11 protein-coding genes and 2 pseudogenes are annotated in these 13,236 nt (G+C 72.6%); 7 read left to right on the top strand and 6 right to left on the bottom strand.

Annotation, left to right across the window (positions count from 1 at the left end; all coding sequences use genetic code 11):
• Window positions 1-84: pseudogene (locus tag ABD358_RS17295) on the top strand (IS5/IS1182 family transposase); the annotation flags it as partial.
• 13 nt (window positions 85-97) lie between these two features.
• On the opposite strand, the pseudogene ABD358_RS17300 reads toward ABD358_RS17295, so the two are convergent.
• The 6 genes and pseudogenes from ABD358_RS17300 to ABD358_RS17325 all read right to left on the bottom strand — a co-directional run.
• A pseudogene (locus ABD358_RS17300) lies at window positions 98-496 on the bottom strand (helix-turn-helix domain-containing protein); the annotation flags it as partial.
• A gap of 185 nt (window positions 497-681) precedes the next feature.
• Window positions 682-1,119, bottom strand: a complete 438-nt coding sequence (locus tag ABD358_RS17305) for a transposase family protein (RefSeq protein WP_344632067.1) — start codon at window positions 1,117-1,119, stop codon at window positions 682-684.
• A gap of 254 nt (window positions 1,120-1,373) precedes the next feature.
• Window positions 1,374-2,576 carry a cysteine desulfurase-like protein gene (locus tag ABD358_RS17310; protein ID WP_344631948.1) on the bottom strand — a complete coding sequence of 401 codons (1,203 nt, stop codon included), beginning with the start codon at window positions 2,574-2,576 and terminating at the stop codon, window positions 1,374-1,376.
• Window positions 2,577-2,659: 83 nt separating this feature from the next.
• Window positions 2,660-3,520, bottom strand: coding sequence for an ABC transporter ATP-binding protein (locus ABD358_RS17315; protein WP_344631949.1), 861 nt, complete (start codon window positions 3,518-3,520; stop codon window positions 2,660-2,662).
• A gap of 56 nt (window positions 3,521-3,576) precedes the next feature.
• Window positions 3,577-4,605: a FecCD family ABC transporter permease gene (locus ABD358_RS17320; protein WP_344631950.1), complete on the bottom strand. Its 1,029-nt coding sequence runs from the start codon at window positions 4,603-4,605 to the stop codon at window positions 3,577-3,579.
• A complete protein-coding gene (locus tag ABD358_RS17325) occupies window positions 4,602-5,663 on the bottom strand; it encodes a FecCD family ABC transporter permease (protein WP_425576361.1) in 1,062 nt (353 codons plus the stop codon). Before ABD358_RS17325 ends, ABD358_RS17320 begins: the two co-directional genes overlap by 4 nt.
• A 141-nt stretch (window positions 5,664-5,804) precedes the next feature.
• Here ABD358_RS17325 and ABD358_RS17330 point away from each other — a divergent pair, with 141 nt between their 5' ends.
• From ABD358_RS17330 to ABD358_RS17355, 6 genes are all read left to right on the top strand, one after another.
• Window positions 5,805-6,839 (top strand): ABC transporter substrate-binding protein, encoded by a 1,035-nt coding sequence (locus ABD358_RS17330; RefSeq protein ID WP_344631951.1) that lies wholly within the window; start codon window positions 5,805-5,807, stop codon window positions 6,837-6,839.
• Between the two features lie 94 nt (window positions 6,840-6,933).
• On the top strand, window positions 6,934-7,824 hold the full coding sequence (locus ABD358_RS17335) for a siderophore-interacting protein (RefSeq protein ID WP_344631952.1): 891 nt from the start codon (window positions 6,934-6,936) through the stop codon (window positions 7,822-7,824).
• 200 nt (window positions 7,825-8,024) lie between these two features.
• On the top strand, window positions 8,025-9,503 hold the full coding sequence (locus ABD358_RS17340; protein WP_425576362.1) for a pyridoxal phosphate-dependent decarboxylase family protein: 1,479 nt from the start codon (window positions 8,025-8,027) through the stop codon (window positions 9,501-9,503).
• Between the two features lie 22 nt (window positions 9,504-9,525).
• Window positions 9,526-10,839, top strand: a complete 1,314-nt coding sequence (locus tag ABD358_RS17345) for a lysine N(6)-hydroxylase/L-ornithine N(5)-oxygenase family protein (protein ID WP_344631954.1) — start codon at window positions 9,526-9,528, stop codon at window positions 10,837-10,839.
• The gene (locus ABD358_RS17350; protein ID WP_344631955.1) at window positions 10,836-11,408 is read left to right on the top strand and encodes a GNAT family N-acetyltransferase; all 573 of its coding nucleotides are present in this window, start codon (window positions 10,836-10,838) and stop codon (window positions 11,406-11,408) included. Before ABD358_RS17345 ends, ABD358_RS17350 begins: the two co-directional genes overlap by 4 nt.
• Window positions 11,405-13,234 carry an IucA/IucC family protein gene (locus ABD358_RS17355; protein ID WP_344631956.1) on the top strand — a complete coding sequence of 610 codons (1,830 nt, stop codon included), beginning with the start codon at window positions 11,405-11,407 and terminating at the stop codon, window positions 13,232-13,234. The genes ABD358_RS17350 and ABD358_RS17355 overlap by 4 nt, the downstream gene beginning before the upstream one ends.
• The last annotated feature ends 2 nt before the right edge of the window (window positions 13,235-13,236 follow it).

The following is a 13,236-nucleotide window of genomic DNA, read 5'->3' on the forward strand; positions in this document are numbered from 1 at the left end:
CACAAGCTCCGGTGCGCGACCACCCGGATCACCGGCCTCGTCCAGGCCGTCCTCACTCTGCATCTGGCCAGCTCAGACCGATGATGGAAAAGCCTCAGTAGTACGGCTGCTCGGCGCGGACGCGGTCGGTGGGGATCGGTGTGCCGTCAACGCTGACGTGGTCGCCCTCACCGGGGCCGGTGCCGGCTTCGTGAAGGCCTGGGGCCCAGGAACCCGGCACCTCCAGGGCCTCGTCGACGTACCGCCCGGCGGTGGCCTGCGATATCCCGAACCCGGCACCGGGCTGGGCGAACGTCTCGTTCTTGCGCAGGTGGACCAGCGTGAGCAGTGCCTGGTCGAAGCAGCCGAGCTTGCGCCGGCGGGTGCTGCGGGTCCGGCGGTGCTCGTACAGCAGCCAGGCAACATGCTCGATGAGTTCGTGCGGGACGTCGAGCGTGGCAGGATACGGAACCACCAGGGCCCCTTCGGTCGCCGGTGTGCTGAGCGGAATCACCACGCCGACGACGAGGGGCCCTGCCTCGTCACCACACTCGCTGACCAGCCCATTTCACCCGCCGGCACAGGACGAAAGAGGTTCGGTGAGCGTTGTTCAACCTGAATGCGCTGGTCATGGGCCGGCGTGGGCGGGGGCTGGGATGCTCGTGCCGGTCAGGGGCGTGATCGTCGGCAGGTGGTCATCCGTCAGCGGCTGATTTCCGCATTCGCCAGCACGAGCAGGGCGCGCAGGAGTGCGATGGCGTGCCGGACATTCATGCGGACCTTGGTGAGGATTCGCCAGTTCTTCAGGTCGGCGAAGGCGACGGTGAGCGGATGACCGCGACTCGCCCTGCGGCCGGTGACGATCACCGGGGCGTCGGGGTCGTCGTCCAGGCCAACGAAGCCGAGACCGGCCAGGGCGCCCAGACCGGCTTCCCGCAGGCAAGTGGTGATCTTGTTGTGGCGGGCGGTGGTGATCTCGCTGGAGCGTCCCGGCTTCGTCGCCGAGATCCGCAGCAGGTTGCCGCGCTCGTCGGTCAGGGCGAGGGACAGCAGGCCGTGGGCCTTGTGCTTGCCCGAATAGTTCGGCCGGTTCTCGTCCCCGGTGCGTCGGTCGGCACGACCCTCCGCCGCATCGCCCAGACCAGCACATCCGCCACCAGCAGCCCCTTCCCACCCGGCTCTCCTCGGAGCCTACGAGGCACCCCCAACCCGGCATCGCGATTCCAGCGAACCGGCGACGCGCCGGGTGATCATCTGCTGCCGATCACGTCCCTGACCGGCACGAGCACCTCAGCCCCCGCCCACGCCGGCCCCATGACCAGCGCATTCAGGTTGAACAACGCTCAGTCCGCCGGGCCCGACCGAACGCGCCGGACGGCGCCGAACGAGGCGCTCTACACCACCAGCTCCGCGACGCCGGAGAGCAGCCGGTCGACGTCCTCCGCGTTGTTGTAGGGGGCGAGTCCGGCCCGTACCGCGCCCTGCTCCCCCAGGCCGATGCGACGGGCCGCCTCGATCGCGTAGAAGCTGCCCGCGGGCGCGTTCACCCCCAGCCGGGCCAGGTGCTCGTACACCGCGCGGGGCGCGTGGCCCGCCACGGAGAACAGGACGGTGGGGGTGCGCCGCCCCGGCGAGCCGTGGAGGACGACGCCGTCCAGTGCCGCCAGTCCGTCCAGCAGCCGGCCGAGGAGTTCCTCCTCGTGTGCCTCCACCCTCCGCATCGACTCCAGCAGCCGGGCGCGTCGCGCACCGGCCGGCGGGTCGCCCAGGCCGGCGACGAAGTCGACGGCGGCCGTCGTCCCGGCCAGCAGTTCGTAGGGGAGCGTGCCGAGCTCGAAGCGCTCGGGAACGGCGTCGGTGGACGGCAGCAGCTTGTCGGGGCGGAGCGTCTCCAGCAGTCCGGGGGCGGCGGCGACCACGCCGTGGTGCGGTCCGAAGAACTTGTAGGGCGAGCAGGCGTAGAGGTCCGCGCCCCAGTCCGTCATCGCCACAGGGGCGTGCGGGGTGAGGTGGACACCGTCCACGTACACCAGTGCGCCCACCGCGTGGGCCGCCTCGGCGATCGCGGGGATGTCGGGCCGGGCGCCCAGCAGGTTGGACGCGGCCGTCACCGCCACCAGCCGTGTGCGCGGCGTCAGCACGGCGGCCACGTGGTCGACCGTGAGGTCGCCGGTCACCGGGTCGAAGTCGGCCCACCGCACGGTCGCGCCGGCGGCCTCGGCGGCGATGGTCCAGGGCCTGATGTTGGCGTCGTGGTCCAGCCGGGTCACCACGACCTCGTCGCCCGCGCCCCACCCCCTGGCCAGGGTCCGCGCCATGTCGAACGTCGCCTGCGTCATCGACCGTGCGAACACCACGCCCTCGGGACGGCAGCCGAGCAGGTCGGCCATGGCCGACCTGGCCTCCCGCACCACCGTCTCGGCCCGCCGCTCGGCCGCGGTGACGGCGCCGCGGTTGGCGATGGCCCCGCACAGGGTGTCGGCGACGGCCCGCCCCACCTGCCGGGGGACCTGCGTCCCGCCGGGTCCGTCGAAGTGGGCCGCCCCCTCGTCGAGGGCGGGGAAGCAACTGCGGATCCGGTCGGTGTCGAGGCGCATGGGTTCATCCTTCACGGCCCCGGCCCCGCGTCAAGATCCGCCGCCGCCCGGGGACCCCCGCCGTGCGGCGGCGCACGGCGGAATCAGGAGGCGCTCTCCGCCGCCAGCGGCTCCCGCGCGGGGCGGCGCGCGGCGGGCACCACCAGCGGGGTGCCGGTCTCCGGGTCGTCGATGACCCGGCAGGGCAGCCCGAAGACCTCCTCCACCAGTTCGGCGGTCACGACCTCGGCCGGCGGGCCGGAGGCGACGACCCGGCCGTCGCGCATGGCGATCAGGTGGGTGGCGTAGCGGGCGGCGTGGTTGAGGTCGTGGAGGACGGCGACCAGGGTGCGGCCCTCCTCCTCGTGGAGGCGGGCGCACAGGTCCAGGACGTCGATCTGGTGGGCCAGGTCCAGGTACGTCGTCGGCTCGTCCAGCAGCAGCAGCGGCGTCTGCTGGGCCAGGGCCATGGCGATCCACACCCGCTGCCGCTGCCCTCCGGAGAGTTCGTCCACGGAGCGGTCGGCGAGTTCGGCGACGCCGGTGGAGGCCATCGACTCGGCGACGACCCGCTCGTCCTCCTTCGACCACTGGCGCAGCAGTCCCTGGTGCGGGTAGCGGCCCCGGGAGACCAGCTCCGAGACGGAGATTCCCTCGGGAGCGGTGGAGGACTGCGGCAGCAGGCCGAGGGTCCGGGCGACCTGCTTGGCGTTGAGCGAGGAGATGTCCCTGCCGTCCAGCAGCACCGAGCCGGCGGCCGGCTTGAGCATCCTCGACAGGGCCCGCAGCAGGGTGGACTTGCCGCAGGCGTTGGGGCCGATGATGACGGTGAACGACCGGTCCGGTATCGCGACCGTCAGGTCCTCGGCGATCGTCCGCCGGTCGTAGGCGAGGGTGAGGCCCTCTCCGCTCAGCCTCGTCCCTCCGGCCGCCGCCGCGGGTGTGCCGTGCGTGCCCTGCGTCATCCGTTCCGCTCCGTCCTGGGTGTGTCCGCCTTCGATGTCCTCCGCCGCGGGCGTCCTCATATGCGTCCCGCCTTCCGCTGGGTGGCGAGCAGCCACACCAGGTAGCCGCCGCCGAGGAGGCCGGTGATGACGCCCACCGCGAGCTGCCGGTCCGCGAAGAGGTTCTGCGCGGCCCAGTCGGCGAGCACCAGCAGGGTGGCCCCCATGCAGGCGGCGGGCACCAGATTGGGGCCGGGCGCGCGGGTGAGGCGCTTGGCGAGCTGGGGCGCGGTGAGCGCCACGAAGGAGACCGGTCCGGCGCAGGCGGCGGAGAAGGACACCAGGACGACGGCGGACCCCAGCAGCACGGCGCGGGACCGTTCCACCCCGACGCCGAGGGAGTGGGCCGCGTCGTCGCCCATCTCCGTCATCAGCAGGCCGCGTCCGAAGCCGACGACGATCACGGGGCCCAGCACCGCCAGTGCGATGAGCAGCGGTGTGAGTTCGGGCCAGCCGCGGCCGTCGAGGCTGCCGGTCATCCACAGGACGGCCCGGGAGGCCTCCATCAGCTTGCCGCGGGTGAGCAGGTAGTTGTTGACGCCGGTGAGCATGGCCATCACGCCGATGCCGACGAGGACCAGCCGGAAGCCGTGGAGGCCCTGGCGCCGGGCGAGGGCGTGGATCAGCAGGCCGGTGAGGACGCCCCCGGCGATGGCTCCGCCGGCCAGGGCCGCGCTGCTGCCGCCGGCGAGGACGGCGATCAGCGCCCCGGTGGAGGCTCCCTGGGTGATGCCGAGCATGTCCGGGCTGCCGAGCGGGTTGCGCACCACGGACTGGAAGACCGCGCCGGCCAGGCCCAGGGAGGCGCCGACGAGGAGGGCGGCGAGCACCCGGGGCAGCCGCAGTTCGTTGACGATGAAGTCCTGGGAGGGGGTGCCGCCGCCGGTGAGGGTGGTCAGCACCTCGGCGGGGCTCATCGGGTAGTCGCCGCTGCCGATGGTGACGACGCCGGCGGCCAGGGCCACGAGCAGGCAGCCGGTGGCGGCGGCCAGGGTGCGGGGGCGGTAGCGCAGGCTGAGCGCCTGTCCGACGCGGAGGGTTCTCATGCCGCCGCCACCTTCCGGCGCCGCAGGATGTAGAGGAAGAGGGGGCCGCCGAGGACGGCGGTGACGACGCCGACCTGGAGTTCGCCGGGGCGGCCGAGGAGCCGGCCGAGCACGTCGGAGCCGAGCAGCAGCACGGGGGCGAGCACCGCGCAGTAGGGCAGCAGCCAGCGCAGGTCGGGGCCGGTGAACGCGCGGACGAGGTGGGGCACCATCAGGCCGACGAAGACGATGGGTCCGGCCGCGGCGGTGGCCGCGCCGCACAGCAGGGTGATGGCGACGATGCAGGCCGTCCTGACCCTCTGGGGCCGGGCGCCGAGTGCGCGGGCCTGGTCGTCGCCGAGCGCGAGGGCGTTGAGCGGCCGGGCGAGGGCGAGGGCGACCAGCAGGCCCGCGGCCACGAACGGCAGCACGCGCACCACGGTGTCCATCCGGGCCGTGGCCAGGGAGCCGACGGTCCAGAAGCGCATCCGCTCCAGCGAGGCGCTGTCCATGATCATCGCCGCGTTGACGTAGGAGTACAGGGCGGCGTTGAGGGCGGCGCCGGCCAGGGCCAGCCGGGCCGGGGTGGCTCCGCGTCCGCCGCCGATCGCGTAGACGAGGGCGGAGACGGCGGCCGCGCCGACCAGGGCGAACCACACGTATCCGGTGAAGCCGGTCACCCCGAGGAAGGCGATGGCGGTGACCACGGCCGCCGACGCCCCGGCGTTGATCCCCAGGAGGCCGGGGTCCGCGAGGGGGTTGCGGGTGAGGGCCTGCATCACCGCGCCGGCCAGGCCGAGGGCGATGCCGACGAGCAGTCCGAGCAGGGTGCGCGGCAACCGCATCTCGTGGACGACGGCCCAGGTGGCGGAGCCTCTGTCGAAGAGCCCGTCCCACACCTCGCCCACCGAGAGCGACCGGGCGCCGAAGCCGATGCTCAGCACCAGCAGGACGAGCAGGAGCGCCAGGGCGCCCGCCAGCCCGGCGGAGCGCAGGGCCGTGCGGGCCTTCGGCGCGGGGTCCCCGGCGGGAGGGGGCGGCGGCGCCGCTGCCCTCTCCGGAGGGGATGGCTTGATCACTGACACGTGCGGACTCCGGTGGTGCCGGGGGTCGGCGACCCGCCCCCTTGGGCTCGGACTTTGGTTAGGTTAACCTAACAGCCGCGACCGGTCGTCTGACCCCCCGTCGTATCCATGTGCGTTTGCTAGAGAGGCACAACCATGTCCCGTGAAAGAACCGTCAACCTGTCCCGCCGGGGCCTGCTCGCGGCGGGCGGCGCCCTGGGCCTGGGCGCCCTGCTGTCGGCGTGCGGGGACGGCGGTTCGGGGACGTCGGGCGGGTCCGGCAAGGACGGCGGCCCCTGGTCGTTCACCGACGACCGCAAGGAGAAGGTCACCGCCGACACCGCGCCCCGGCGGATCGTGGCGTTCACCGGGACCGCCGCCGCCCTGGCCGACTTCGGGCTCAAGGACAGGATCGTCGGCGTCTTCGGCGAGACGACGCTGGAGGACGGCTCGGCCCACCCCCAGGCCGGCGACCTGGACGTGAAGAAGATCGAGGTCATCGGCAACGCCTGGGGCGAGTTCGACATCGAGAAGTACGCGGCGCTCAACCCCGAACTGCTGGTCACCCACCAGTACGACGAGGGGTCGCTGTGGTACGTCCCGGACGAGAGCAAGGACAAGATCCTCAAGCTCGCCCCCAGCGTCGCCGTCCAGGTGGCCCACGTCTCGCTGCTCAAGCCGATCCGGCGCTACGCCGAACTGGCCGAGTCCCTCGGCGCCGACCTGAAGTCCAAGCAGGTCACCGACGGCAAGGCCCGCTTCGAGGCGGCCTCCGAGAAGCTCCGCAGGGCCGCCAAGGCCAGTGGCGGACTGCGGGTGATGGCCGCCTCCGGCAGCGCCGACTACTTCTACGTCTCCACGCCCGAGCCCGCGGCCGACCTGAACTACTTCGCCGAGCTCGGCGTGAACTTCGTCATCCCGAAGGACACCAAGGAGAGCGGCGGCTACTTCCAGAGCCTGAGCTGGGAGAACGCCGGCGAGTACGAGGCCGACCTCATCATCCTCGACAACCGCGGCACGGCCCTGCAGCCCAAGGACCTGGAGTCCAAGCCCACCTGGAAGGCCCTCCCGGCGGTCAAGGCCGGCCAGGTCGCCGAGTGGGACCCGGTGCCGCGCTTCTCCTACCAGGGCGCCGCTCCGCTGCTGGAGAACCTGGCCGACGCCATCTCCAAGGCCAAGAAGCTCGGCTGAGGCCGGGCGGGGCGCCGCCCGGCCCGCCCAGGACCCGCGCAGGACCCGCGCAGGACCCGCGCAGGACAGCCAACTCCGAAGGGGAGAACCGCAGATGACTCCGCGCACCGCCGTCCCGCTCGCCACGCCCCGGAGGGCGGCGCGCCGCGCCGCCGCCCCGCCCGCGTCCCCGTTCCGCTTCTTCGAGGCGGCGGTCGTGCGCCGCCGGCGGCTCGGGCCCTCCACCGTCCGGATCACCTTCGGCGGGGAGGAGCTCCGGGAGTTCGCGGGCGGCGGCCGGGACCAGAGCCTCTCGCTCTTCCTGCCGCACCCCGGCCAGGCCGAGCCCGTCGTCCCGGTGGAGCTGGGCGACGCCTGGTTCGCGGCCTGGCGGACGATGGACCCGGCGGTGCGCGCGGTCATCCGCTCCTACACGGTGTCCGGACAGCGTCCCGAGGCGGGCGAGGTGGACATCGACTTCGTCCTCCACGGCGACACCGGGCCCGCCACCCGCTGGGCCCGCACCGCCCGGCCGGGGGCGCGGGTCCGCCTCCTGGGCCCGCGGACGGCGGAGAACAGGAGCGTCTGCTTCCGCCCGCCCTCGGACACGGACTGGGTGCTGCTCGCCGCCGACGAGACGGCACTGCCGGCGGTCGAGGGCATCCTGGCCTGGCTGCCGGCCGGGACCCGGGCGCGGGTGTGGATCGAGGTGCCCCGCGCCGGGGACGCACGTCCGCTGCCCACCGCGGCCGACGCCGAGATCACCTGGCTGGCGCGGGAGGGCCTCCACCGGCACGGCGCGGTGGTGGACGCCGTGCGCGGGGCCGCGCTGCCCGCGGGCACTCCGTACGCGTGGCTGGCGGGCGAGTCCGCCGCGGTGCGCGCGCTGCGCCGCCATCTGGTGGGCGAACGCGGTCTGGGCCGGGAGCGGGTGGCCTTCTCCGGCTACTGGCGGCTGGGCGCCTCCGAGGAGGAGCTGCGCGCCGAGGCGCTCGCCGCCGCGTGACGCGCGGGACGGCCCCGCGAAGAGCCCCGGTACTCCTTCCTGCGGTACGCGGGGCTCTCACATGATCGAAGTTAAGTTAGGATAGCCTTACCTAAGTCCGCATGCCCCTCTACTCGGAGGACCCGAGCGTGAGTCTCCAGGGATCCCCTGCCCCCCTCGCCGGCACGGTCGCCGCGACCGACGGCGACCCCCGCGCCCACCTGCTGAACAACGCCACCGCCGAGGACTACCGGCGACTGGTCGCCGAAGGCGTGGCACGGGTCGCCCGCACGGTCGCCGGGACCGCCCGCCCGTTCACCGGGGTCACCCCGGAGGAACTGGCCCCGGGGATAAGCGCCATCGACCTCGACCGTCCCCTGGGCGACCCGGCCGCCGCCCTCGACGAACTGGAGCGGGTCTACCTCCGCGACGCGGTCTACTTCCACCACCCCCGCTACCTCGCCCACCTCAACTGCCCGGTGGTGCTCCCCGCCCTCCTCGGCGAGGCCGTCCTCTCCGCCGTCAACTCCTCCCTGGACACCTGGGACCAGAGCGCCGGCGGCACCCTGATGGAACGGCGGCTCATCGACTGGACCGCCGCGCGCATCGGTCTGGGCCGGGCCGCGGACGGCGTCTTCACCAGCGGCGGGACCCAGTCCAACCTCCAGGCCCTGCTGCTGGCCCGGGAGGAGGCCTTCCGGGTGCTGCGGAAGAACTCCCCCACCCCGCCGCCGGTCTCCGCGATGCTGCCGAAGCTGCGCGTCCTGACCTCCGAGGCCGGCCACTTCTCCGTCCTGAAGGGCGCCAAACTCCTCGGCCTGGAGCCGGACGCCGTCATCTCCGTCCCCTGCGACGGCGACCGCCGGATGCGCACCGACGCCCTCGCCCGCGAACTGCGGCGCTGCCGGGAGGCGGGCCTGACCGTGATGGCCGTCTCCGCCACCGCCGGCACCACCGACTTCGGCTCCATCGACCCCCTCCCGGAGATCGCCGACCTGTGCGAGGACGCCGGGGTGTGGTTCCACGTCGACGCCGCCTACGGCTGCGGGCTGCTGGCCTCGCCCACCCGCCGCCACCTCCTGGCGGGCATCGAGCGGGCCGACTCGGTCACCGTGGACTACCACAAGTCCTTCTTCCAGCCGGTCAGTTCCAGCGCCGTCATCGTCCGCGACGGCACCACCCTGCGCCACGCGACCTACCACGCCGACTACCTCAACCCGGCCCGCAGCGCCGAGAAGCGCATCCCCAACCAGGTCGACAAGTCGATCCAGACCACCCGCCGCTTCGACGCGCTCAAACTGTGGCTGACCCTGCGCATCATGGGCGCCGACGCCGTGGGCACGCTCTTCGACCAGGTCGTGGACCTCGCCGCCGACGCCTGGCGGCTGCTGGCGGAGGACCCCCGGTTCACCGTCGTCACCAGGCCCGCCCTCTCCACCCTGGTCTTCCGCTACGCACCCGCGGAACCCGCCGGGGAGACGGCCGTGGACCTGGCCAACCTCCACGCCCGCGAGGCCCTGGCCGCCTCCGGCGAGGCCGTGGTCGCCGGAACGGTGGTCGACGGACGCCACCACCTGAAGTTCACCCTGCTCAACCCGGAGACCACGCTGGACGACATCCGCGCCGTCCTCGACCTGATCGCCGCCCACGCGGAGGACCACCTGGCCGCCGCCCGCCTCACCGGCTCGCCGGCCGCCTGAACCGCCCACCACCGGAGACGACGTGACCACCCCTCACGACACCCCGCACGACTTCATAGCCATCGGACTGGGCCCGTTCAACCTGGGCCTGGCCTGCCTGACGGAGCCGGTCGACGACCTCGACGGGCTCTTCCTGGAGAGCCGCTCCGAATTCGACTGGCACCCCGGCATGCTCCTGGACGGCGTCACCCTGCAGACGCCCTTCATGGCCGACCTGGTGACCATGGCCGACCCCACCTCCCCGTACTCCTTCCTCAACTACCTCAAGCAGTCGGGGCGGCTGTACCCGTTCTACATCCGCGAGAGCTTCTATCCGCTGCGCGCCGAGTACAACGCCTACTGCCGCTGGGCCGCGGGCCGGCTCTCCTCGGTCCGCTTCGGCCGCGAGGTCACCGCCGTCTCCTACGACGAGGCGGACGGCCTCTACACCGTCACCGCCCGCGACACCTCCACCGGCGAGCACACCGAGCACCGGGCCCGCCACCTCGTCCTGGGCACCGGCACCCCGCCGTACCTCCCCGAGGCCTGCCGGGACCTGGGCGGCGACGCGATCCACAACTCCCGCTACCTGGAGCACAAGGAGGCCCTCCAGGCCAAGCGGAGCATCACCGTCGTCGGCAGCGGCCAGAGCGCCGCCGAGATCTACCACGACCTGCTCTCCGAGATCGACACCCGCGGCTACAGCCTCACCTGGGTCACCCGCTCCCCGCGGTTCTTCCCGCTGGAGTACACCAAGCTGACCCTGGAGATGACCTCCCCCGACTACATCGACTACTTCCACGCCCTGCCCGAGACCACCCGGTACCGGCTGGAGAGCGAGCAGAAGGGCCTCTTCAAGGGCATCAACTCGGAGCTCATCAACGGGATCTTCGACCTGCTGTACGCCAAGAGCCTCTCCGGCCCCGTCCCCACCCGGCTGCTGACCAACACCGCCCTCGCCTCCGCCGCGTACGACGAGACGAGCGGCACCTACACCCTCGGCCTCCACCAGCACGAGCAGGACAAGGAGTTCACGCTCACCACCGAGGGCCTGATCCTGGCCACCGGCTACCACTACCGCGTCCCCGCCTTCCTCGACGGCATCCGCGACCGGCTCCGCTTCGACGGCTCGGGCCGCTTCGACGTCGCCCGCAACTTCAGCGTCGACGTCACCGGACGCGGCGTCTTCCTGCAGAACGGCGCCGTCCACACCCACAGCGTCACCTCGCCGGACCTGGGCATGGGCCCGTACCGCAACTCCTGCATCATCCGCGACATCCTCGGCCGCGAGGTCTACCCGATCGAGAAGACCATCGCCTTCCAGGACTTCGGCGCCCCCGAGGGGGGCATCGCATGAGGGAGACCCTCTTCCGCCGCGAGGACCCGGCACTGGGCGAGTTCTCCGTGACCGCCCTCGACCCGGAGGCCGACGCGCCCCTGCTGCACCGCTGGGTGACCCACCCCAAGGCCGTGTACTGGATGATGCAGGACGCCGACGAGGCCGAGGTCGCCCACGAGTACGGCAAGCTCGCCGAACACCCGCACCACGACGCCTTCCTGGGCCTCCACCGGGGCCGTCCCGCGTTCCTCGTCGAGCGCTACGACCCCGCGCACGTGGAGCTCGCCGGGCTCTACGACCACGAGGAGGGCGACGTCGGCATGCACTTCCTCACCGCGCCCTCCGACACCCCCGTCCACGGCTTCACCCGGGCCGTCATCACCACGGTGATGGCCATGCTCTTCGACGACCCCGCCACCCGGCGCGTGGTCGTCGAGCCCGACGTCCGCAACACCGCCGTGCACGCCCTGAACGCCGCCGTCGGCTTCGAGGTCGTCGGAAGAATCGCCAAGCCCGAGAAGGAAGCCCTGCTGAGCGTCTGCACCCGCCGGCGGTTCGAGGCAGCCGTACGAGGAGCCGCACTGTGACATCCCCTTCCCAGCCCTCCCCCCGCCCCGCCCCCCTGCCCGCCCCGCACGAGGCCGTGGCCCACCTCACCCCCGGGAACTGGGACACCGCCGTCCGGCTGCTGCTGCGCAAGGCCCTGTCCGAGTTCTCCCACGAGCGCCTGCTCTCCCCCACCCCGCTGGGCGGCGGCCGCTACGCCGTCACCAGCGACGACGGCGACACCGAATACCGCTTCACCGCCCGGCTGATGGCCCTCGACCACTGGCAGGTCGACGCCGGCAGCATCACCCGCCTGCGCGGCGGCGCCGAGGCCCCGCTGGACGCCCTCGCCTTCTTCACCGAGTTCCGCGGCGCCCTCGGCCTGAGCGACGAGATCCTCCCCGTCTACCTGGAGGAGATCGGCTCCACCCTCGCGAGCACCGCGTACAAACTCGCCAAGGAGCCCGTCACCGCCGGCGAGCTCGCCGCCGCCGACTTCCAGGCGATCGAGACCGGCATGACCGAGGGCCACCCCTGCTTCGTCGCCAACAACGGCCGGCTGGGCTTCGGCGCCCACGAGTACCTGGCCTACGCCCCCGAGGCGGCCTCGCCCGTGCGGCTGCTGTGGGTGGCCGCGCACCGCGACCACGCCACCTTCACCTGCTCGGCCGACACCGACTACGACAGCCTGCTCCGCGCCGAACTCGGCCCGGACACCCTCGGCCGCTTCGCGTCCGTCATGAGCGGCCTCGGCCTGGACCTCGCCGACTACCTGCTGATCCCGGTCCACCCCTGGCAGTGGTGGAACAAGATCGCCGTGACGTTCTCCTCGGAGGTCGCCGAGCGCCGGATCGTCCTCCTCGGCGAGGGCGAGGACGAGTACCTGGCCCAGCAGTCCATCCGGACCTTCTTCAACACCAGCCACCCGTCCAAGCACTATGTGAAGACGGCCCTGTCCGTGCTCAACATGGGCTTCATGCGGGGCCTGTCCGCCGCCTACATGGAGGCCACCCCGGCCATCAACGACTGGCTGGCCGACCTGATCGCCAAGGACCCCGTGCTGCGCGCCACCGGGCTGGCCGTCATCCGCGAACGCGCCGCCGTCGGCTACCGCCACCCCGGCTACGAGGCCGCCACCGACCGCTACTCGCCGTACCGCAAGATGCTCGCGGCCCTGTGGCGGGAGAGCCCCGTCCCCCTCCTGGAGGAGGGGCAGCGGCTCGCCACCATGGCGTCCCTGCTCCACACCGACCGCGACGGGAACTCGCTGGCCGCCGCGCTGATCGAACGCTCCGGCCTCACCCCCGAGGAGTGGCTGGGACGCTACCTCGACGCCTACCTCACCCCGCTGCTCCACAGCTTCTACGCCTACGACCTGGCGTACATGCCGCACGGCGAGAACGTCATCCTCGTCCTGGAGGACGACGCCGTGGCGCGGGCGGTGTTCAAGGACATCGCCGAGGAGATCGTCGTCATGGACGACGGCGTGGAGCTTCCCCCGGAGGTGGAGCGCATCCGCGCCGAGACCCCCGAGGACATGCGGCTGCTGGCCATCCTCACCGACGTCTTCGACTGCTTCCTGCGCCACCTGGGCGCGATCCTCGCCGACCGGGGCGTACTGCCGGAGGACGCGTTCTGGCGCACGGTCGCCGAGGCGGTGATCCGCTACCAGCGGTCCGTGCCGGAACTGGCCGAGCGGTTCGAGCGGTACGACATCTTCGCCGAGGAGTTCGCGCTGTCCTGCCTCAACCGGCTCCAGCTGCGCAACAACCGGCAGATGGTGGACCTGGCGGACCCGTCCGGCGCGCTCCAGCTCGTCGGCACCCTGCGCAATCCCATCGCCCCCTTCGCCCCCGCGAGGTCCTGACC

The sequence above is a fragment of the Streptomyces glaucosporus genome (genome assembly GCF_039533345.1).
Classification (GTDB): domain Bacteria; phylum Actinomycetota; class Actinomycetes; order Streptomycetales; family Streptomycetaceae; genus Streptomyces; species Streptomyces glaucosporus.